22 protein-coding genes are annotated in these 20,137 nt (G+C 58.2%); 9 read left to right on the top strand and 13 right to left on the bottom strand.

Annotated elements, in window-relative coordinates; genetic code table 11:
• Positions 1–8: 8 nt before the first annotated feature.
• Positions 9–209, top strand: a complete 201-nt coding sequence (locus FMN52_RS14970) for a hypothetical protein (RefSeq protein WP_148609374.1) — start codon at positions 9–11, stop codon at positions 207–209.
• Here FMN52_RS14970 and FMN52_RS14965 read toward each other — a convergent pair.
• On the bottom strand, positions 165–1,487 hold the full coding sequence (locus FMN52_RS14965; protein WP_148609373.1) for a HAMP domain-containing sensor histidine kinase: 1,323 nt from the start codon (positions 1,485–1,487) through the stop codon (positions 165–167). The genes FMN52_RS14970 and FMN52_RS14965 overlap by 45 nt on opposite strands.
• Positions 1,484–2,170 carry a response regulator transcription factor gene (locus FMN52_RS14960; RefSeq protein WP_148609372.1) on the bottom strand — a complete coding sequence of 229 codons (687 nt, stop codon included), beginning with the start codon at positions 2,168–2,170 and terminating at the stop codon, positions 1,484–1,486. Before FMN52_RS14960 ends, FMN52_RS14965 begins: the two co-directional genes overlap by 4 nt.
• A 196-nt stretch (positions 2,171–2,366) precedes the next feature.
• Between FMN52_RS14960 and FMN52_RS14955 the strand changes: the two genes are divergently transcribed.
• Positions 2,367–3,533 carry a GNAT family N-acetyltransferase gene (locus FMN52_RS14955; protein WP_148609371.1) on the top strand — a complete coding sequence of 389 codons (1,167 nt, stop codon included), beginning with the start codon at positions 2,367–2,369 and terminating at the stop codon, positions 3,531–3,533.
• Between the two features lie 117 nt (positions 3,534–3,650).
• Positions 3,651–4,247 carry a hypothetical protein gene (locus FMN52_RS14950; RefSeq protein ID WP_240339494.1) on the top strand — a complete coding sequence of 199 codons (597 nt, stop codon included), beginning with the start codon at positions 3,651–3,653 and terminating at the stop codon, positions 4,245–4,247.
• Between the two features lie 13 nt (positions 4,248–4,260).
• Here FMN52_RS14950 and FMN52_RS14945 read toward each other — a convergent pair whose 3' ends face one another.
• Positions 4,261–4,476: a dodecin gene (locus tag FMN52_RS14945; RefSeq protein ID WP_148609369.1), complete on the bottom strand. Its 216-nt coding sequence runs from the start codon at positions 4,474–4,476 to the stop codon at positions 4,261–4,263.
• A gap of 193 nt (positions 4,477–4,669) precedes the next feature.
• Here FMN52_RS14945 and FMN52_RS14940 point away from each other — a divergent pair, with 193 nt between their 5' ends.
• Positions 4,670–5,440: a DUF3750 domain-containing protein gene (locus FMN52_RS14940; RefSeq protein ID WP_148609368.1), complete on the top strand. Its 771-nt coding sequence runs from the start codon at positions 4,670–4,672 to the stop codon at positions 5,438–5,440.
• A gap of 133 nt (positions 5,441–5,573) precedes the next feature.
• Here FMN52_RS14940 and FMN52_RS14935 read toward each other — a convergent pair whose 3' ends face one another.
• From FMN52_RS14935 to FMN52_RS14925, 3 genes are all read right to left on the bottom strand, one after another.
• A complete protein-coding gene (locus FMN52_RS14935) occupies positions 5,574–6,890 on the bottom strand; it encodes a hypothetical protein (RefSeq protein ID WP_148609367.1) in 1,317 nt (438 codons plus the stop codon).
• 88 nt (positions 6,891–6,978) lie between these two features.
• Positions 6,979–7,290 carry an AzlD domain-containing protein gene (locus FMN52_RS14930; protein WP_148609366.1) on the bottom strand — a complete coding sequence of 104 codons (312 nt, stop codon included), beginning with the start codon at positions 7,288–7,290 and terminating at the stop codon, positions 6,979–6,981.
• A complete protein-coding gene (locus FMN52_RS14925) occupies positions 7,280–8,020 on the bottom strand; it encodes an AzlC family ABC transporter permease (RefSeq protein WP_148609365.1) in 741 nt (246 codons plus the stop codon). The genes FMN52_RS14930 and FMN52_RS14925 overlap by 11 nt, the downstream gene beginning before the upstream one ends.
• Before the next feature lie 369 nt (positions 8,021–8,389).
• Between FMN52_RS14925 and FMN52_RS14920 the strand changes: the two genes are divergently transcribed.
• Positions 8,390–9,487, top strand: a complete 1,098-nt coding sequence (locus tag FMN52_RS14920) for a Glu/Leu/Phe/Val dehydrogenase (RefSeq protein ID WP_148609364.1) — start codon at positions 8,390–8,392, stop codon at positions 9,485–9,487.
• A 91-nt stretch (positions 9,488–9,578) separates the two neighbouring features.
• A complete protein-coding gene (locus FMN52_RS14915; RefSeq protein WP_148609363.1) occupies positions 9,579–10,991 on the top strand; it encodes a sodium-dependent transporter in 1,413 nt (470 codons plus the stop codon).
• A gap of 7 nt (positions 10,992–10,998) precedes the next feature.
• Here the strand turns inward: FMN52_RS14915 and FMN52_RS14910 are convergent, their stop codons facing one another.
• The 4 genes from FMN52_RS14910 to FMN52_RS14895 form a co-directional block, all read right to left on the bottom strand.
• Complete coding sequence (locus tag FMN52_RS14910) at positions 10,999–11,901, bottom strand: NAD-dependent protein deacetylase (RefSeq protein WP_148609362.1); 903 nt, start codon at positions 11,899–11,901, stop codon at positions 10,999–11,001.
• Between the two features lie 15 nt (positions 11,902–11,916).
• Complete coding sequence (locus FMN52_RS14905; RefSeq protein WP_148609361.1) at positions 11,917–12,648, bottom strand: spermidine synthase; 732 nt, start codon at positions 12,646–12,648, stop codon at positions 11,917–11,919.
• 4 nt (positions 12,649–12,652) lie between these two features.
• Positions 12,653–13,213, bottom strand: coding sequence for a DUF1415 domain-containing protein (locus tag FMN52_RS14900; protein ID WP_148609360.1), 561 nt, complete (start codon positions 13,211–13,213; stop codon positions 12,653–12,655).
• 80 nt (positions 13,214–13,293) lie between these two features.
• Positions 13,294–14,880, bottom strand: coding sequence for an ABC-F family ATPase (locus FMN52_RS14895; RefSeq protein ID WP_148609359.1), 1,587 nt, complete (start codon positions 14,878–14,880; stop codon positions 13,294–13,296).
• Positions 14,881–15,062: 182 nt separating this feature from the next.
• Here FMN52_RS14895 and FMN52_RS14890 point away from each other — a divergent pair, with 182 nt between their 5' ends.
• Positions 15,063–15,341, top strand: a complete 279-nt coding sequence (locus FMN52_RS14890; RefSeq protein WP_088827466.1) for a peptidylprolyl isomerase — start codon at positions 15,063–15,065, stop codon at positions 15,339–15,341.
• Between the two features lie 23 nt (positions 15,342–15,364).
• The gene (locus tag FMN52_RS14885) at positions 15,365–16,291 is read left to right on the top strand and encodes a succinyl-CoA synthetase subunit beta (protein WP_240339493.1); all 927 of its coding nucleotides are present in this window, start codon (positions 15,365–15,367) and stop codon (positions 16,289–16,291) included.
• Here FMN52_RS14885 and FMN52_RS14880 read toward each other — a convergent pair.
• Entirely contained in the window at positions 16,288–17,469 is a 1,182-nt protein-coding gene (locus tag FMN52_RS14880) for a Xaa-Pro peptidase family protein (protein ID WP_148609357.1), read from the bottom strand. The genes FMN52_RS14885 and FMN52_RS14880 overlap by 4 nt on opposite strands.
• Positions 17,470–17,591: 122 nt before the next feature.
• Positions 17,592–18,422: a DUF2059 domain-containing protein gene (locus FMN52_RS14875; protein ID WP_148609356.1), complete on the bottom strand. Its 831-nt coding sequence runs from the start codon at positions 18,420–18,422 to the stop codon at positions 17,592–17,594.
• A 99-nt stretch (positions 18,423–18,521) separates the two neighbouring features.
• Here FMN52_RS14875 and FMN52_RS14870 point away from each other — a divergent pair, with 99 nt between their 5' ends.
• Positions 18,522–19,229, top strand: a complete 708-nt coding sequence (locus tag FMN52_RS14870; RefSeq protein ID WP_148609355.1) for a lysozyme-like domain containing protein — start codon at positions 18,522–18,524, stop codon at positions 19,227–19,229.
• A gap of 6 nt (positions 19,230–19,235) precedes the next feature.
• Here FMN52_RS14870 and FMN52_RS14865 read toward each other — a convergent pair whose 3' ends face one another.
• Entirely contained in the window at positions 19,236–20,135 is a 900-nt protein-coding gene (locus FMN52_RS14865; RefSeq protein ID WP_148609354.1) for a LysR family transcriptional regulator, read from the bottom strand.
• Positions 20,136–20,137: the final 2 nt, after the last annotated feature.

Here is a 20,137-nt window from a genome sequence, read left to right as displayed (position 1 = left end):
AACGACCTATGGCCTCTGAAGACGAATACAACAACCCGGGCACTGCCAAACCAGCAAAAATCCGGAAAGCGGCCTGCGGGATCCGCTTTGACGAAGAAGAGCTGAAGGAGGGTATCGACTTTTCCGGAGCGGAGAAACTGAAACCCTCTTGTCCGGAGCCGGAATCAGCCGCCCCCGAAAAACACCGGAAGGCGAAGCGTCACCCGTAAGCCACCGCGCTCACCAGGCGTTGCCGCTATTTCACCATCGTGGGCGGCAACGATGTCTCTGGCAATCGCCAGACCCAATCCCCAGCCCTTGCCTCCGCGGGACTTATCCGCTCTGAAAAACGGCTCGAAAAGCTGGCCGACAAGCTCCTCCGCGACCCCCGGACCCTCATCATCAACCGTCAGACTGAGCCAGCCATCGGAAACCGTTACGCTCAGATGAACGGCCTTGCCCGGCGGCGTATGATCCAGGGCGTTTTGCAGGATATTGTCGATGGCCCTCTGTAAGAGGCCTTCGTCGCCGAGAACGGATGCCCGTGAACTTTCCTGTGAAACAACCAGTTTGCAGTCCACACCCTGGTGTTCGGCGTAGTCTGCCGCATCCTGCAGCACCTGATTGATCACGTGCACGGGCCTCAGAGGTTCCCGCTCAATATCACCGCCAGCGTCAGTCACCCGATACAGGGTCAGAATCTGCCCGGTCATGGTCTCCAGTCGCTCATTCTGGCGAAGTATACTGGCCATGAGCTCTTCATCGGCACCCGCCTCGTTTGCCAGTTCAATGGCAATACGCTGGCGGGTGAGCGGGGTTCGGAGGTCGTGCGAAATATCCCGGAGCAGGTGCTTCTGGCGTTCCAGCAGACTGCAGAGCTGCTCTGTCATGGCATTGAACGCCGTTGCGAGCTGCCCCACCTCATCCCTGCGTTGTGCGATCTCTGCGCTGACCCTGAGCGAATTATCCCCGCCCGCAATCGCCTGTGCCGTGGCTTCCATATGCCGCAGCGGTCGTGATACCAGGCGGGCGATCCACCAGCACGCCAGGGAAATCATCAGCAAAGCCAGCCCCAGCTCAATAGCCCGGAAGAATCTGGGGTTGAGCCAGCCAGCGCCCTGTACCCTGGGCCAGGCCACCAACCGGTAACCGCTGCCAACATCCAGAACCGCCGGTTTCTGCGGATACCAGCCGGACTTCATGCGATCGCGAATAAACGAGGGCAGCTGACCATCGTTTTCATCCTGTTGAATGAGCACCAGAAACAATTCAAGACGCTCTCCCTCGTCCCGCAGAAAACGCCACGCACCACCGCGATCACCGGACTCACGGATTGCGATCGCCTCGTCAGCCAGGTCCCGCAGACCTGCCTGGCGCTCGATCGCTTCTCGCTCCCGGTCCAGAAGCATTCTGGTTGCAAGGTTGCTGGCTGCCACAGTGACCGCCATGGCGAGCCAGATCGAGAGGAAAATCCGCCAGAACAGGGGGAAAATGGGCCGCTGCTTCATTCGGGCACCCGATAGCTGTAACCCAGCCCTCGAACGGTCTCAATACGGGCTGGGTCATCGTTGCCCAGTTTTTTTCGAAGGTTACTGATGTGCATATCAAGGGTACGGTCGTATGCCTCAAGCCGGCGGCCCAGAGCCCATTGCATCAGGTCGGTTTTGCGCACCACACTGCCAGCATGAGCCAACAGGACCTGCAGTACCTCGTATTCAGTGGCGGTCAGTTCCATGACAACATCATTCTGGTAAATACGGCGATGGCCGGGCTCGACCCTCAGGTCGCCATAGGTCCGAGCAGCATTGACTTCGGTTTTCTGGTCCCAGGCAATCCGCCGCAACAGCGCCTGCAAGCGCGCCACGAGCTCCCGGGGATTGCAGGGTTTGGGGATATAGTCATCGGCACCGACTTCAAACCCCACGATCCTGTCGGTTTCATCGCCCCGGGCAGTCAGCAGTACAACCGGCAGGTGAGTCTCCGCCCTTAATTCCCTCAGCACCTCAAGGCCGCTGATGTCCGGCAGCATGATGTCGAGCACCACGATATCGCAGTCCTGGCCAAGCGCCAGGGCCAGTCCGTCCCGACCGTTTGCCGCCTCGCGGACGGTGAAACCCTGATTGGCCAGGTAACGGGCAAGCAGTTCCCGCAATTCATCATCGTCTTCGACCAGTAACACCCTGTTCTGCATCTTGCCTCTCCACCTGTCGTGCCGGCGACCGTTGCTGCCTGAAGTCTAACACGCTCAAGGCAAGCCGCTGATTCGGCCTTACTCACTTTGCAGAACCTTTACACAGGCATGTCCGGGGCGATCAAAGGTGATCAAGGGTGATCAGAAGCCGTGTTCTGACGTATCGTATCGGGAACACAAAGGAGTTTTCCCTCACATGCCAGAATCCGGACCAGCGACTCTCACACTGGAAACCTGTACCAGCATTCATGACATTCCTGCACGAGAGTGGGAACGCCTGGCGGGATGTACCAACCCCTTTCTTCGCTACGAGTTTTTCCAGGCTTTGGAAGCGTCCGGTTGCACATCCACAGCAACGGGGTGGTCTCCGAGTCACCTGGTGTTCCGGTCGGATGGAAGGATCGTTGGCCTGGCGCCGGCTTTCCTGAAAAGCCACTCCATGGGTGAATACGTTTTTGACTGGGCCTGGGCCGATGCCTATCAGCGTCATGGCCTCGCCTATTACCCGAAGCTGTTGATCGCCATTCCGTTTACGCCCTCGGCCGGCCCCCGGTTGTTGCTGGATCCGGAGCTGCGACAACAACTGACACCAGAACAGGTTCATGACCTTTTGGACACGCTGACCGATAAACTGGGCGCCCATTCTTGGCACCTGCTGTTTCCGGACAGCGAGGACCAGAAACTGCTCCACCACGACCAGGAGTTACACCGCATCGGATGCCAGTTCCACTGGCACAACCACGGTTACCGGAATTTCGAGGATTTTCTGGCAGCACTGACCTCCCGCAAGCGAAAATCCATACGCAGGGAGCGTCGCCAGGTTGCTGAACAGGGCATTTCCTTTGTCCGCTTCCACGGCCGGGACATTCCGGAACATGTGCTTTCTGCCTTCTATGTGTTTTACCAGGCGACCTACCTGAAGCGGGGCCAGCGGCCCTACCTCAACAAGCGATTCTTTGAGCTGCTTCTGGAGCAGTTACCCGAGCATGTGCACTTGGTGATTGCAGTGCACGAAGACGAAATGATTGCGGGGGCCCTGTTTCTGGCCGGCAAAAGCACTCTCTATGGGCGTTACTGGGGATGTCTGGACGAGTACAACCACCTGCACTTCGAAACCTGTTATTACCAGGGCATTGAGCTGGCCATGGATCTGGGCCTGAGCCATATCGACGCCGGCGCCCAGGGTGAACACAAACTGGTTCGTGGCTTCGAGCCGGTGATTACCCATTCCTGGCATGGAATTCTGAATCCCGGTTTCCGCGAGGCCGTTGCAAACTTCACCCATGAAGAAGCGGACCACGTGCTCGCTTACTTTAACGAGGCCGAATCTGTCTTGCCGTTTAGACAGCAGACGCTGGATTAACCTCTATACTGAAAGACCCAGACAGGATTTGAGCGGGGGTCAGACATTATGGATACAGCCCCAATTTGGGACATGTTATCAGCAGGCAGTCTACCGCTTCTGCTTTCGGCGGGAGCCTTGGGCCTGGCTCTTATCGCACTGTTTTTAGGCACGGGGGCCCGCCGCCGTAGCCAGGACCAGCTGACAGCGTTGCGGGAACGTTCCGATACTCTGTGGCGGGAAGTAGACGACGTACGGGTTGCGCAATTCAATCGTCCCGGCGAGGCTGGCAACGGGGCGTCAGGCTCGCCAGTGGAGGAAGCCCGCTACCACACAGAAGTGGAAGCCTACAGCAAGATCTGGCCCCAGATATGGCATCTCCATGAACGCCTTGGCATGTTCCTGAGGGCAGTTGAAGCGGGCGAACCGCCCGGCGAACTCAGGCTGGAGGCCCGCAATGCGGCACTGGAAGCGCGCAATCTGTTGAACCGGAACCGCCCCTTCTGCACCGAATCCGTCGATGTACTGGTTACCAGGCTGATTGATGCCGAGATCAAAGCTCATCTGGCCGCCTGCCAATATCTGGACCTGCTCAAGGACGCCTCCAGTGCTTCATCCAATCACGATCGTCGGGTACTACAGGACAAATGCCACAGTCTGCATGAAGGCGAGGCCCGGGAACTGATGAATCAGCTGGTTTCGTCCATCCGGCACCGGACCATTCGAAGCAGTTGAGGATCCGCCACCCTCAGCTGTTAACGATACGAAACCCTACTTTCATCACAACCTGATAGTGGCCAACCTTGCCGTCGACAATGTGGCCGCGGGTTTCGGTCACTTCAAACCACTCCATGTTGCGGACGCTTTTTCCACACTCCTCAAGTGCATTCTCGATTGCGTCTTCAATGCTTTTCTTCGAAGAACCAACAATTTCCACTTTTTTATACACGTGATGGTCAGACATAAAAGCCTCCTCAAAATTGCAACTTGTACTCTTGAGCCTAGAAGACAAGCGCACTGCCAGCAAACTGCAGCCAGGCCCAGCCCTCATCTGTCAACTGACGACTGGCGTATGTGTCCACTACAATAAAAATCTTGATCCGGAACTTTCTGTATCCCGCAGGGTCCCGGTTAACCCAAGGCTTCGGACTGAGTTCATGAAACGATTTTTCAAATACACCGGCTGGTTCCTCGGTGCCATATTCCTGCTGCTTTCCGGCCCGATTCTGCTTGCCACCAGCGGCAGTCTGCAGGGGGCGGAGAGCTGGCAAACAGCGACCCGGGAAAGTGCCCGCATTGCACCCCGGCCTGACCAAGCCGAGGAAGCCATCGTGCAGATTTACGGAGCCCGGGCCTGGAGCTGGCGGGGTTACTTTGCCGTCCATACCTGGATAGCCACCAAGGAAAAAGGCGCCAGCCACTATCGGGTTCATGAGGTCACCGGATGGCGCAGCTACGTGGTCAACTCCCGCCCGGGTGAACCCGACAGGCACTGGTACGGCGCAAAACCGGAACTCTATGCCGACATCCGCGGAGAAGAGGCCGAAACGCTGATTCCCGACATCTACCAGGCGGTGGAGTCCTACCCCTACCCTACCGAGTACGAAGCCTGGCCGGGCCCGAACAGCAATACCTTCGTGGCCTGGGTAATACGGGACGTTCCGGGGCTGGATGTTGCTTTGCCCAACCACGCTATTGGCAAAGACTACCTCGGCGACCGAGTGATAGCAGAGGTTCCGGGTGGCGCTGGTTATCAGGTCTCGTTGGGCGGGTACTTTGGGGTGCTAGCGGGTATTCGGGAGGGCCTGGAGCTGAACCTTCTTGGCCTTTCCTTCGGTATCAATCCGCTGGCATTAGGGATCAAACTTCCGGGCATCGGGGAGTTGGCGCTCAGAAACACCAACCCAATGCCCGAAACTACTCCTTAGATACGGGAAACAGGCGGGCAGGGCCTCCCAAAAATGTGCGGAGCCAGGGATGGCGGAGCCAAGCGTACAGGGATGTATTCACAGCGTTTTTTGGGAGGCCCTGCCCGCCTGGTTCGTGCTCCGAAGCTGGAATTCAAAGGCTGGCGAATTCGAGATATCGGCTAGCAGCCTGCTTCTTCTCATCCTGACTATTGAGCATCTCCAAACGCATCTTGTCGATCAGCTTCAGGTAATCATCAAGCGGTGATTCGGGCTTGCCAGCGTCTTTGGATTCTTCGATGAATGCCTTCTGCTTCTCGCGGATCTCGTTCAGCTTCTCGAGCGCCGAGCGTATCGCTTCCACCCTGGCCTCCACCAAGCCATTACCGCCGCGGTCTGGCGAGCCACGCTCCGTGTTCAGGACTCTCTCAGCGGCCGGCGCTTCAACGGTATTCTGTTCTGCAAGGTCGATTTCTTCCAGGGTGCGGACCTCACCGTCGGTGGTCAGGTAAATGCCGGAACCCTTGATCTGGCCCAGGGGCACGCCCTGGCTGTTGGCGAGGGTGAAGCGGTCTTCGACATTGTCCACGTACAGGGCCTGAACCCCGACCTCCTCAAGGGATTTCAGAGCCTGCGAGCCGTCCGCAGTTTGCACCCATACGGACAGCGACGCGAAGATCTCATCATTGGCATCGATCCAGCGGTTGCCGTCGTCATCGAACCTGGCCAGCTCGCCGAAACCGGAACCGCTCCGGGGACCGAAGAGCTCAGTGCCATCGTCCACCTTGCCGTTGCCATTGCGATCCAACACCAGATAGCCGCTGCCGCTGCCCAGGGTGGCGAACTGGCCGGTTTCTCCGTCGCCGTTCAGATCGAATTCGAACAGGGTGTCGGCCAGTCGGGCGGTGGCATTGCCGAAGTTGATCACCAGAGGATCAGTGAGCGGTCGCTCCTGGATCTGGACCAGCTCCGAGTACTCGTAGGTTCGGGACTGGGACTGTCGCAGGGAGAGTGTGAAATCAATGGTTTCTCCGTTCTCCAGGCTTATGGCGCCGGTGGAAGCAAAGCTTCTGGATTCGCTCTCCGAGTAGAACATATAGCGTCCGGCTGAGACCGAGAGACTGCCCCGACCCTCGACGCCGGCATCACCGCCCAGAGCCGCACGGCTCACACTCAGCGCCTGCTGGCCCATCAGAAACAGCTCTGAGGTTTTCTCGGCGAGCTGGGCGCTGGTGAACACGCTCTGCTGACTGTCACCGGTCACCGTACTGCTGCCGCTGAAAGCGAGCTGCTCCTGGCTGTTGTAGCGGTAGGCAGCCTGGCGCAAAAGTGTCAGCTCTGAACCCACGGCATTCTCATTGGCCTGGGGCGCAGCCGGCGCTTGTCGGTTAATGCGCAGTTGGGTGCTGTCGAAAGCCGATACCTGGCGGGAACTGTCCTGGAAAAGCGAAATCTGGCTGGAGGAAATCATGGCTTTGGCTACCTGTAATCACTAAACAGGTATATCGGCCGCGAGCCCCCAGACTTGAGCAGTTTTTAATCACTTCAGATTCGAGAGGTCAGATCAGATAACGAACGATTCCGGCAGCAGCAATGCCGGCTGCAATGGCCGGCAGAGGCTTTCGCAATAACAGCATGGTAACGGCAGTCGTGAAAAGGGCCGCCAGCGCTCCGGCATCACCAGTCACCGCCATGGGCACGATGATGGCAATCAGCACTGAGCTGGCCATGGTATTGATGAAGCTCTCAATCCGCGAATTGATCTTCACGAACGACATGATGAACGCGCCGCCGAAGCGAGTCACCAGTGTGACGGCCGTCATGACCGCAATCAGGAACAGAATGCCGGCCGTGGTGGTTTCAACGGTCATGGTCACTTCCCTCCACGCCTGCATCTGGCTTGCGTTCAAGCCAGAAGAGGCCAATCGCGCCGCCCGCCAGGGCACCGACCACCACATGAGTGTTGGGTGGTAGCCATCGCCAGGCCGCCAATGAGGCCAACGCCGCAACGGCCCAGGCTACAAGTACCCTTGGGGACTTTTTCCCGCCCAGTGCCATGGCCAGCAGGAAGCATCCGAGGACCATGTCCAGCCCAAGGGCTTTGGGATTTTGTAGCAGCCCACCAAAGTAGACGCCCAGACCCGTGCCGATAATCCAGGCCAGCCACAGCGCCAGGCCACCACCGAGGATTACCTCCAGGTTACGCCGGCCACTCTGGTATTCCTGGGCAGAGACAGCCCAGTTGGCGTCTGTCAGCAGAAGCAACAGACCGTAACGCTTGCCCGGAGAGACATCCCTCAGCATCGGGTACAGCGAAGCGCCCATGAGCAGGTGGCGGGAGTTGATGGCGAAGACCACAGCAATCATGGGGAGGACAGATACTTCGGCGCCCCACATGTCGACGGCTGCAAACTGGGACGCCCCGGCAAAGACCGTGGCACTCATCAACACAGCCTGGAGCGGTTCAAGGCCTTTCTGGGTAGCCGCCAACCCGAAGGCAGCGCCAAACGCCACCACAAACAATGAGATGGGAAGTAGCCGGAAAAACTCCACCCGCACCCGGGCCGGCTGTAGCTGATAAGAATAGGAAGCGACAGACATCAGGGCAAACTAGGCCAGTTTCCCCGATCCGCGTATAGGTAGTTTCCGCAGAATCACAGAATCCGAGACTAATGGATCAGGTTTATGCCATTAAAGCGGGCTGACAACACTTTGATCGCTGTGCACCTCTCCCGAAAGTCTCGAGAATCCGAGAGTGCGTATTGCTCCCAATAGTTCGCTTTTGCATGTTGACGTAAACGTCAATTGCCGCTAGTTTGTTTTTCGTCCAGCCCCAAAAGGGCGCTTTCGGTGGGCAACCCCCAGCGGACATACCGGACACCTGAAATCATAACGCCGGCCACAAGCCGGCAGACAAGAACAAGATACCCGCTCATGCCGAGATCCGGCCCAGTGGGAGAGGATTTCACAATGCTATTCAGCCATCCCGAGTTCGATAACCACGAACATCTGTCCTTTTTCTGCGATCCCGAAACCGGTCTCAAGGCCATCGTAGCCATCCACAACACCTCCCGAGGTCCTGCTCTCGGCGGCTGCCGGATGTTTCCCTATGCCTCCGATGAAGAGGCGTTACGCGATGTATTGAGGCTTTCACGGGGCATGACCTACAAATCCGCCCTGGCCAACCTGGATCTGGGTGGCGGCAAGTCCGTGATTATTGGCGACCCGCGCAAACAGAAAACCGAAGCGCTGATGGAGGCCATGGGCCGTCATCTGGAAAGTCTAGGCGGGCAGTACATTGCGGCAGAGGACTCCGGCACCAGCGTACCGGACCTCAAAGTCATGGGCCGACACACCGACCATGTTGCCGGAATCGCCTCCCGCACTGGCTTCGACGGCAACCCCAGCAACGGTGACCCATCACCGGCAACCGCCTACGGCACCTTTATCGGCCTCAAGGCAGCGGTAAAACACCAGCTCGGCCGGGATAATCTCAGTGGGCTGAAGGTTGCTATTCAGGGCATCGGCAATGTCGGGTTCCGTCTGGCCCGACACCTCAAGGATGCCGGGGCTGATCTCTGGGTCTATGACATCCATGAAGAGAACATGCAGCGGGCGGTGGATCAACTGGGAGCCAGACCGGCTGCTGCCGAGGACATTCTGTCCCTGCCGGTAGATGTGGTTGCGCCCTGTGCCATGGGCGCGGTACTGAACGATCACAGCATTCCCCAGCTGCAGGCCCGCGTTGTCGCGGGCGCCGCCAATAACTTGCTGGAGCACCCCGAGCACGACGCCATGCTGCAGGACCGGGGCATTCTTTATGCTCCGGATTTTGCCATCAACGCCGGCGGCATCATTGATGTCTTCTACGAGCGAACCGGAGCCGCACCGGAAACGGTTCGTGCCCACGTCGAGACCATCGGCGACACCCTGACAGAAATCTTCAACCGTTCCGACCGCTTGGGGCGCCCCACCGGGGAGATCGCCAACGAACTGGCCGAAGAACGGTTCAAAAAGCACACCGCCGGAGCCAGCCTGGCACCCGAGCGGTTGGCTCGCACCGGCTGAGCTGACACCGGCGCACCCACCAGGAGGCTGCGGGCGACTGCAGCTTCCCTCTATAACCCTGACACAAAAACAAATACTCCAGGAGATAGTTATGTCTGTCACTTCCTCAGATTCCGCCACCTATTCGGGGGCGCTTGAAGGTTCAAACGCCAAACGCGGACTCTGGTCATCACGTCTTGCCTTCATCCTTGCCGCCACGGGTTCCGCCGTGGGCCTGGGCAATATCTGGAAGTTTCCCTATGTGACCGGTGAGAACGGGGGCGGCGCCTTCGTGCTGGTTTATCTGCTGTGCATCGCGGTCGTCGGCATTCCCATCATGATGGCGGAAGTCATGATCGGCCGTCGCGGTGGCCGAAGCCCCGTCAAAAGCCTGAGTCTGATTGCCGAACGGGACCGCCTCAAGCCGGCCTGGAAGCTGGTCGGTGCCATCGGCATTCTGGCGGGATTCCTGATTCTTTCGTTCTACTCGGTCATCGGCGGTTGGGCGATTTCCTACGTAGGCACTACGGCCAGCGGTCAGCTTGCCGGGCAGTCTGCCGACGCCGTAGGCGCTATCTTCTCCGGGTTGCTCAGCGATCCCACCACCCTGCTGGCCTGGCATACCCTTTTCATGGCATTGGTGATGGTTGTGGTTGTGCGGGGCGTTCGCTCGGGTCTTGAGCGGGCGGTCAGCATTCTTATGCCGGCCCTTTTCGTATTGCTGCTGATTGTGGTGGGCTATGCAATGACAACCGGGCACTTCGGGCAAGCCGCAGCGTTCCTGTTCCAGCCCGATTTCTCCAAGCTCACAACGTCCGGAATACTGGTAGCGCTGGGTCACGCGTTCTTCACCCTGAGCCTGGGTATGGCGGTCATGATGGCTTATGGATCTTACCTGCCGAAGAACATTTCCATTGCCAAGACTTCGATCACCGTATCTGTCATCGACACCGGCGTAGCGCTGCTCGCGGGCCTGGCCATTTTCCCGATTGTGTTCGCCAATGGTCTTGAACCCGGCGCCGGCCCGGGACTGATCTTCCAGACCCTGCCGCTGGCCTTCGGCCAGATGCCCATGGGCTCCCTGTTCGGCACCCTGTTTTTCGTATTGTTGATCTTCGCCGCCTGGACGTCGGGGATTTCGCTGCTGGAGCCGATTGTGGAGTGGCTGGAAGAGCAGAAAGGCATGAACCGCACCGTAAGCACACTGGGCGCGGGCATTGTGTGCTGGGCGCTGGGCATTGCCTCCATCCTCTCCCTGAACCTATGGGCGGATTTTGCACCCCTGGGTTTTGTGCCCATGCTGGAAGGCAAGACCATCTTTGACCTGCTGGACTTCTTCACCGCCAACATCATGCTGCCCCTGGGCGGACTGCTGGTTGCCCTGTTTGCAGGCTGGGTGATGTCGCGTCAGGCCATGGAGCGTGAACTGTCCCTGTCACCGGCCATGTTCAACCTGTGGCTGATCACCGTACGCTTCGTAACCCCGGTTGCCGTGGCTGTCGTATTCATCTACAACCTGATCTAACCCGCTGTTATAACTGATCGAGGGAGGCCCTCAGGGTCTCCCCGATCCTCGCGTTCAGTTTCAGATTCACCAGATCCTCAGCACGAGTCCGTCCCAGATTCAGTGTGGCAATGGGCTTGTTCCACTCGTTGGCGTACCGGCAGAAACGGAAGCCGGAATACACCATCAACGACGAACCAATCACCAGAAGGCCATCGCTGGCCTTAAGCGTATCAAGAGCGGAGTAAACCCGGTCTTTGGGGACAAAATCACCGAAGAACACCACATCCGGCTTCAGAATCCCGTCGCACTCTGGACAGTCCGCCAGCCGGAAATCCTCGAAATCCACATCCAGATCGGCATCACCATCCGGCGCTGTATCGGCGGTGTATTTCCGGAAGCCCGGATTCAGATCGGCACAGCGATCGTGCACCTCCTCGCGGGGGCAACGGTAGCCACAACTCATGCACACCACCTCATCGGCCCGACCGTGGAGATCCGTCACCGCCCTGGTGCCCGCCTTCTGGTGCAGACGGTCCACGTTCTGGGTAACCACCAGGCTGCTGTGGTTCAGCAGCTCAAGATCGGAGATGTAGTGATGGGAAGGGTTCGGTCTGGCATTACGCATAACCGGCCAGCCAATCAGGCTCCGGCCCCAGTAGCGCTGGCGGGTGTAGAAATCTTCCATGAAAGCCTTGTGCTGAACCGGTTGCTTGCGCTTCCAGGCGCCATCGCCGTCCCGGTAATCCGGGATGCCCGAATCCGTACTGACCCCCGCGCCTGTCAAAATCAGCAAGCGGGGATAGCGATGGATAAACTCCGCCAGCAACGCCCCGGCTTCCTCCGGCTCATGCAAAACCGGCGGCTGGTCCGGCTCGGGCAGACGCTGGCTGGAGCTGAAGGGTCGGCTGCGGTGCGTGGTTACAGGCATACAGACTCCGGTTTCTCAGCCCGGCTTACGGGCCACATATACGGTGTTGAACGATTCCCTGTTCTGAAATGGATTGAAGAAGGATACGACATGGCAGGCCACATCGGTGAACACCTCGTTGAGAACGGCCATGAACTCGTCATCCTCGCCCTCGTTCGACCACATGGCGAACACCCCTCGGGGCGTCAGTTGCCGGGCCATCAGGCGCAGATTGTTGGCGGTGTAGAAGCTGGCACTGGAATCGTGCAGCAGCGCCCGGGGTGAATGGTCGATGTCCAGGAGGATGGCATCGAATTGTTTGCCGGGGCTCTCCGGATCAAAACCACCAACCTCAGGATCTGCAACGGCAAGGTCGAAGAAACTGCCGTGTACGTAACGGTTCCGTGGATCGCCGTTCAGGTCCTTACCCAGAGGCACCAGCTCCTGCTGATGCCAGCCGATGACCGGCTCCAGGTATTCAACCACCAGCAACTCGGCAACCCGCTCATGCCTGAGCGCCGCCACAGCGGTGTAACCCAGGCCCAGACCACCGACAACCACACTGAGATCGTCGCCCTCAGTTTCGCCCAGTCCGATATCAGAGAGGGCTACTTCTGCATCCACAAACATGCTGGACATCAGGAATTCCTCGCCCAGCTTCACCTCGTAGATATCCCGGTCACCAATGGCCGGAATCCGGCGCCGACGCAGAGTGATCTCACCGATCACCGAAGGCTGGCTGTCAATCTGTTCGAAAAGCAGTCCCATCTGTTCAGACCTTGCGAGTGGATTCATCAAGACAGGAACGCAGAATACTCCGCATCTTCTCCGAGCCCAGCTCGTTCATCAGTTCAATGTTTCTCTGCGGGATCCCATCCACATCAGGATAACTGTCAATCGCCGCTTCCAGACTGGCTTCCCGCAATAGGTGCAGCATCGGAAATGGCGACCGATTGGTGTAGTTCTCCGCCGCATCGGGCTCGGTGCCCGCAAACTGGTAATCCGGATGGAAACTGGCAATCTGGTACACGCCTTCCATCTCCAGGTACGCCAACAAACCATCAGCCGCATCAAGGAATTCATTGTAGGGCTCGAAATCCTGCAATACACCCGGATGAATCAACAGGGTGGTTTCAATCTCCGGCTCGTCTTCCATCCTCTGAAGCTCCGAGTGCAGGGCCTGTAACAGCTCGTCTTCCGTTTCGGCTTCCGACACCACAAACCGAACCCGGTTCCTGACCAGCTCCCGTTTGGCGAACGGGCAAAGGTTATAGCCGACGACAACTTCTTCGACCCATTTACGCGTTGCTGCAATAATTTCGCTCTCGCCCATTTTCTTTTCCTTAGTTATTCGAAAGCCACTCACAGGCCTACCCGCCCGTCCGCATTCTCCCAAGGCCCGAATAACCTAGGTTAAACGTACCCCTGACTCCGAAGGTAGTCATCATAACTGCCACTGAAATCGGTGACGCCATCAGACTTCAGCTCAATAATCCGAGTCGCAAGCGAAGAAACAAACTCCCGGTCATGGCTGACAAAAATCAGTGTACCCGGATAGTTCTCAAGTGCCAGGTTCAGCGCCTCGATGGACTCCATATCCAGGTGGTTGGTAGGCTCATCCATCAGCATCACATTGGGCTTCTGCAGAATCAGCTTGCCGAACAGCATCCTGCCCTGCTCGCCGCCCGAGATCACCCGCACCGATTTCCCGATATCATCGCCGGAGAACAGCATGCGGCCCAGCGTGCCGCGCACCAGCTGTTCGCCGCCCTTGGTCCACTGGGCCATCCAGTCGGTCAGAGTTTCATCGTCTGCGAAGTCTGCCGTGTGGTCCTGCGCGAAGTAGCCCACTTCTGCGCTGTCGGTCCATTTCACGTCGCCACTGTCTGGCGTGTAAGCGCCCGCCAGGCATTGCAGGAGTGTGGTTTTTCCGATGCCATTGGGGCCGATGATGGCAACCCGCTCGCCGGCTTCTACCTGCATGTTCAGGTTCTTGAACAGGGGCTTGTCGTCAAAGCCCTTGGTCATGTTTTTGAGAGTCACAGCCTGGCGGTGCAGTTTTTTTCCTTGCTCAAAACGGATGAACGGGCTCACACGGCTTGAGGGCTTCACCTCTTCCAGCTGAATCTTATCGATCTGGCGGGCACGGGAGGTGGCCTGTTTGGCCTTGGAGGCGTTGGCCGAAAAGCGGCTGACAAACTGCTGAAGTTCGGCGATCTGAGCCTTTTTCTTGGCGTTGTCCGATAGCATGCGCTCGCGGGCCTGGGTGGCGGCGGTCATGTATTCGTCGTAGTTGCCGGGGAACAGGCGCAGCTCGCCATAGTCCAGGTCCGCCATGTGAGTGCAGACACTGTTCAGGAAGTGCCGGTCGTGGGAAATGATGATCATGGTGCTGTTGCGGGCCACCAGGATGTTTTCCAGCCAGCGAATGGTATTGATATCCAGATGGTTGGTAGGCTCGTCCAGCAGCAACACATCGGGATCGGAAAACAGGGCCTGGGCCAGCAGTACCCGCAATTTCCAGCCCGGTGCCAGGGCACTCATGGGGCCATTGTGCTGCTCCAGCGGGATATCGAGACCCAGCAACAGCTCACCGGCGCGGGCATCGGCGGTATAGCCGTCCATTTCGGCGAACTGCACTTCCAGGTCTGCCACGGCCATGCCGTCTTCTTCGCTCATTTCCGCGAGGGAATAGATCCGATCACGCTCTTTCTTGACGTTCCAGAGTTCCTCATGGCCCATGATCACGGTATCGATGACCGAGCAATCCTCATAGGCAAACTGGTCCTGACGCAGTTTACCCAGCCGGACATTGGGTTCCAGCATAACCTGGCCGGCGGACGGCTCGAGGTCGCCACCCAGGATTTTCATGAGTGTGGACTTGCCGCAGCCGTTGGCCCCGATCAGGCCGTAGCGGTTGCCGTTACCGAATTTGGCGGAGACGTTTTCAAACAGGGGTTTAGCCCCGAATTGCATGGTGATATTGGCAGTGGAGATCAAGAAACAAACCTGTCGATGTGGGGCCGGGCGAACGCCGGCGAAAAGAAAGCCGGCATTGTACAGGTTTGCCGGGTGGACTGTGAGGCCGCAGAAACACGGATAAAAAGGCTTGCCTCCGGCGAGCTGTGCGGGCAGCATTCCCGTTCTGATGTACCCATTCATCCGACACAAGGACATTGATCATGGCACAGGCAACAGCGCGCCACATTCTGGTAGACAGCGAAGCAAAATGCGAAGAACTGAAAAAGGCAATTGAAGGCGGACAGGATTTTGCCGAAGTTGCAAAGCAGCACTCCTCCTGCCCCTCCGGCCGTAATGGCGGCGACCTCGGCTCCTTTGGCCCTGGCCAGATGGTTCCGGAATTCGACAAGGCAGTGTTCAACAGCGAAGTGAACACGGTCATCGGTCCGGTGAAGACCCAGTTCGGCTATCACCTGCTGGAAGTTACCAGCCGTAGCTGATGATTCCTGGTTTTACGCCGGGAATGCCAATCACCGGCCGGCAGCTTCCGTTGCTGGCCGGTGCGGCTTCGCTGCTCATTGCTCCCTTTCTGTTTATTGGCGGGCCGGACTGGGCCTCCGGGCCACTCCTCAAGTCGGCCTGGAACCTCGGCCACATTCTTCTTTTTGCGCTGCTGACACTGGCCGTCAGGCCCTGGCGTTGGTTGAGCGGCTGGCGTCTCTGGCTCGGTGTTACCGCCGTATTACTGGCGGTCGGAATTGGTATTGAGCTAATCCAAAGCGGCCAAAACCGCGATGTGGACGGGCAGGATCTGCTACGCAATCTGATTGGCAGTTGGTTGATTATCGCCTGGCGCCCGATGCTTATGCCGAGAACACGGGCCTCCGCCTGCCAAGGCCTGATAGCGGCAACAGCCACGCTGCTGCTGTGTTTTGAGCTGGGCACCACCGGGATCGTTGCGGCACGACAGTGGCAGATTCATCATCAGCTTCCCCTGCTCTATGACTTCAGCCATCAGAACCCGGAACCCTTCTGGACTGGCAGTCCGGCGGTATCCGCCAATCATTCGGTCAATCACCCACACAGCCTGAAGATCGATCTGGGCACGGGAACCTACTCGGGGGTCTCGCTCAATAACCTGCCAGCCGACTGGCGGGGTTTCGAGAGACTGACCATAACGCTGTTCAATCCCTCAGCCGAACCTCTGGCACTCACTCTGCGAATCAATGACGTGGCCCATGACCGCAGCGACCATGCCTACAATGACCGTTACAACACGCGTCTGGCCCTTGGGCCGGGCTTCAATACCTTCACGCGGAATCTGGCTGACATCGAGAATGCGCCGAATGGCCGGTTCATGGACATGTCACAGATCAGACGGATGGGGCTCTTTGCCGTCCGTCTTCCCGAGCCGCGCACCGTTTACCTGTCAGACCTGCGCCTCGATTAGCCGAGCGACCAGGGGTTGTCGGTCATGGGTTCGGCTCCGTCTGCGGTTACCAGAATGGTTTCACTGCACCCAATGCCCCACTGCCCCGGGATACGCAAGCAGATGGGCAGGTGAAAGACCATACCGGGGCGAAACTCCATGTTGCCGCCCCTGGCGATAAAGCCCGAGCCCTCCACCCAGGAGGGCGGAAACTGGGCGCCAACCGTGTAGCCAAACACCCCGGAGAAGAACACTTTGCCTGCCAGCGGCTGAAGCGCCCTCTCGGCGTCCTGGGCAGCCTGATCGAAGGTGACCCCTGGGCGGACTGATGCCAAGAGAGTGTCCACAATCCGCCGGCAACCATCATGAACCCGTCGCATTTCAGACGAGGGCTCGCCCCCGGCCACCACGGTCTGCATCATGGGCGCCGTATAACGGTGCCAGGCTGACCCGAATTCCAGAAACACCGGATCGCCTTCCTGCACCACCGTACGCTTGTGATTACAGTGGATCACGCTGCTTCGACGGCCAGTCACGACAATTGGCTGCATGCTCATGAATTCGCTGCCGGCCTCCAGCAGTGCCCGGGCACCTTCGGCGGCAATATCGTTGTCGGTGATACCCGGACGAACCGTCGCCACAGCGGCCCTAAGGCCTTCGGCGGTTATCCGCGCACTCTCACGCAGGAAACGGATTTCGGCATCGGACTTGACGATCCGGATCTGCTTCAACAGACCACCGTTATTGAGAAAACGCACCCCCGACATCCGTGCCTTAAGGCCTTCCAGCACCCCCTGGCGCAAGGAGCCGTGCCAAGCGTCAATGCCGACAGTCTCAACTCCGTCGTTGAGCACCTGGACCAGTGGCTCAAGCACTTCGCCGATGCCCTCCCACCGGTAACCAACGACCCGGGCGACGCGGGTGGTAATCATGGCTGGCCCCATTTCGATGGAGGGCACCTGCAAGAGCAAGTCCTCCTGGGTAACCACCAGGGCGACATGAACGGATACCTCAAAGGTGCTGTAACCGGTCAGGTAGAAAATATCCGACGGATCGGTCAGCAGCAGGGCGCCGAAATCCTCCCGAGCCATGCCATCCCGGACACGAGCGAGACGTTCGGCAAACTCCTGCTCCGGAAACGGGCACTCCAACCCCCTCAGTTGTGAGGACAAGGCTTTCTGATAGGCATTGAAATCCATAACGACGCTCCTCACTTGCATTTAATAGGCAGATTGGACCCAAATCCCGCTTTGCACAAATTGCGAGAGATGCTAATCGTATGGATTATGGGAGAGTGGAGGCCTGACGGGGCCCTGTGAACTCACTGGGCCCCTTCTGTTTGCGGTGCCAGAAAACCGGACATCTGCTTGCCGATGCTTTCCACCGGCTCGGTGATCGCCTGCTGAATGCTGTTGGTCACAACCTTCGAGAAGGCTGCACCGGCAGAACTCTCCAGGAACTCCAGATATAGATCCATCTCCTGGGCACCGATATTCTGGTAGGTATACAGATAGCTATCGTAGACCTGCTGGCCAACAACCCCCCTGAGCATGCTGCGCTGGCTTTCAATGCTTTGCCGCAACTGTTCATAATTTGCCGAATCACTGCTGAACGCAGCCATTGCGGTTGCCAGCCCGAGCTGGACCGCGATTGTAGTATCCACGGCGCTTTCCGTTGCCCGAGCCGCCCGATCAAACCGATCGAACACTTCCGCTTTGCGTGTGCCCTTGTACTGACTGTTCAACTCCGCGGCGCTGGCCTGGATCTTCGGCCAAGCCGAGGGTTCCGAAGCTGCAATCTCGGCCGAAGAAATCTTTCTGGCCACAGGGGTTTCGTACCAGTCATGAACTGCCTGGAGCTGCGAATCCGTGAGCTTGGCTTGCAGATCGTTAATGATCTGCTGCTCGATATCCACGGAGTTGAAACCGCTGCTCACAATGTTCCCGATGGTATTGGCCACCATTGGAGGAAGCTGACCATTCTGCTTGAGTCCTTCCCGGATTCCCTGGCTCATCATGGCCGGGTAACGGGCCACGATATCGTCAACAGGCGATATTTCCAGTACCTGGCGGGCATCCGGTGCTGCCTGGGCAGTGCCGGTAACAAGAAGGGCTGTGATTAAAAGAGGTTTAATTATGGGAAATCGTTTCATTTACCTATCATCCCGAATGAATCATTGATTCCCTTATGCCATGGGTCCGATGCATGCAGCAAGCAATCCCTCGGCCCCGGAGATGACGGTTTGGTAGGAATGCGAAAGAAACGCCCCCGGAAGACCATAGGTCGGGGATCGACTCTGGATACCTGGAAAAGCCGGGCAGGATGGTATGGGCTGCCCATGCTCGGTTTGCTGATGGGCCTCTGGGCAACGCTCCGCTTCAGTCTGCTGGCACCAGATCCTCCGGCAAACCCGGAGAACGTCTGCGAAATCTTCCGGGAGCATCCGGTCTGGTATGACTACGCCAGCGAATCCGAGCAACGCTGGGGCACGCCCATCGCCACCCAGATGGCGTTTGTCTATTACGAGTCCTCATTCCGCAGTCATGCCCGTCCACCACGCACCTTGCTCTGGGGCTTTATTCCCTGGACCAGACCGACAACTGCATACGGTTATGCCCAGGCTCTGGACCCGGCCTGGCGGGAATACCTGCAGGCCAACGGCGAAGGCTGGTTTACCGTGCGCACAGATATGGAATACGCGCTGGATTTCGTGGGCTGGTACAACCGGCTTAGCCACCGACAGCTTGGCATTCCCTTCTCGGCTCCCAGGAAGCTGTACCTTGCTTACCACGAGGGCCGGGGCGGATACGCCCGCAGAAGTTTTGAAAAGAAACCGGCGGTCAAGGATCTCGCCGCCCGGGTACAGACCCGGGCATTCCGATACGACACTCAGCTCAAAACCTGCGAACAGGAATTCCAGTGCTGGCGCTGGTATCAGTTCTGGCCGTTTTGCGGCTGACACTCGCTAGAACGTCGAGGAAATCTCCAACTGGGGCTCTAAAGCCTGAAGACGCTCAACCAGGTATTCCATGACGATGCGTACCCGGGCCATTTGTTGGGTGTCCTGGTTTACATGCAGCCAGAGATCAACGCTCTCACCCTCCAACGGCTCCGACAGACGGCGAAGTTCGCGACTACCCTCTCCCAGGTAGCAGGGCAAAACCGCCAGTCCGGCACCGGATTTCGCCAGTGCCTGCATGGATTGCAGGCTGTTGCAGCGAATGAAAGAGGTGACGTTCTTCAGATGCTTGCGATACCAGCGGCCGACGGCCAGATGGCTGAAGGTTTCATCGGGTATGATCCAGAGGCAACCTTCCGGGTGGTTTTCAATGTCCATATCCCGGTGCCGACGGCAATAGCGGGCGGACCCGTACACGGCGGATTCGATGGCCCCAATACGCTCGCCTTCCAGGGTTGCCTGGGGCTTATTCTCGGGTCGCAGCGTCAGATCCGCTTCCCGATGGCTTAGATTGGCCACGTCGTTGTCGGTCAGGGTTTCCAGTTCAATGTCCGGAAATTCCCTTACCAGCTCGGCAAGAATCGGGCTGAGCAATTCATTCATCATTGCATCTTCCGCCGCCAGCCTCACTTTACCCACCGGCGCCGAATCCTGCCCGACCAGCTTGCGCTCGAGGTTTTCCATCTCGATGGCCAGCCGTTCGGCCTCCCGGAACGCGGTTTCACCTACCGGAGTGAGCTGCAATCCGTCCCGGCTACGTTCGAAAAACTGCACACCCAGCGACTCTTCCATCTGGTCAAGCCGTCTTAGAACTGTGGTTTGGTGGACACCCAGTAATTCTCCGGCTTTGGCAAGGGTTCCACCTATTGCCAGAGCCCGTATATATCGAAGATAATCCCAGTCCATAG

This window comes from Marinobacter sp. BW6 (assembly GCF_008107725.1).
Taxonomy (GTDB): Bacteria; Pseudomonadota; Gammaproteobacteria; order Pseudomonadales; family Oleiphilaceae; genus Marinobacter.
Note: the sequence above shows the minus strand (reverse complement) of the source record. Positions and strands in the feature narration are given on the sequence as shown.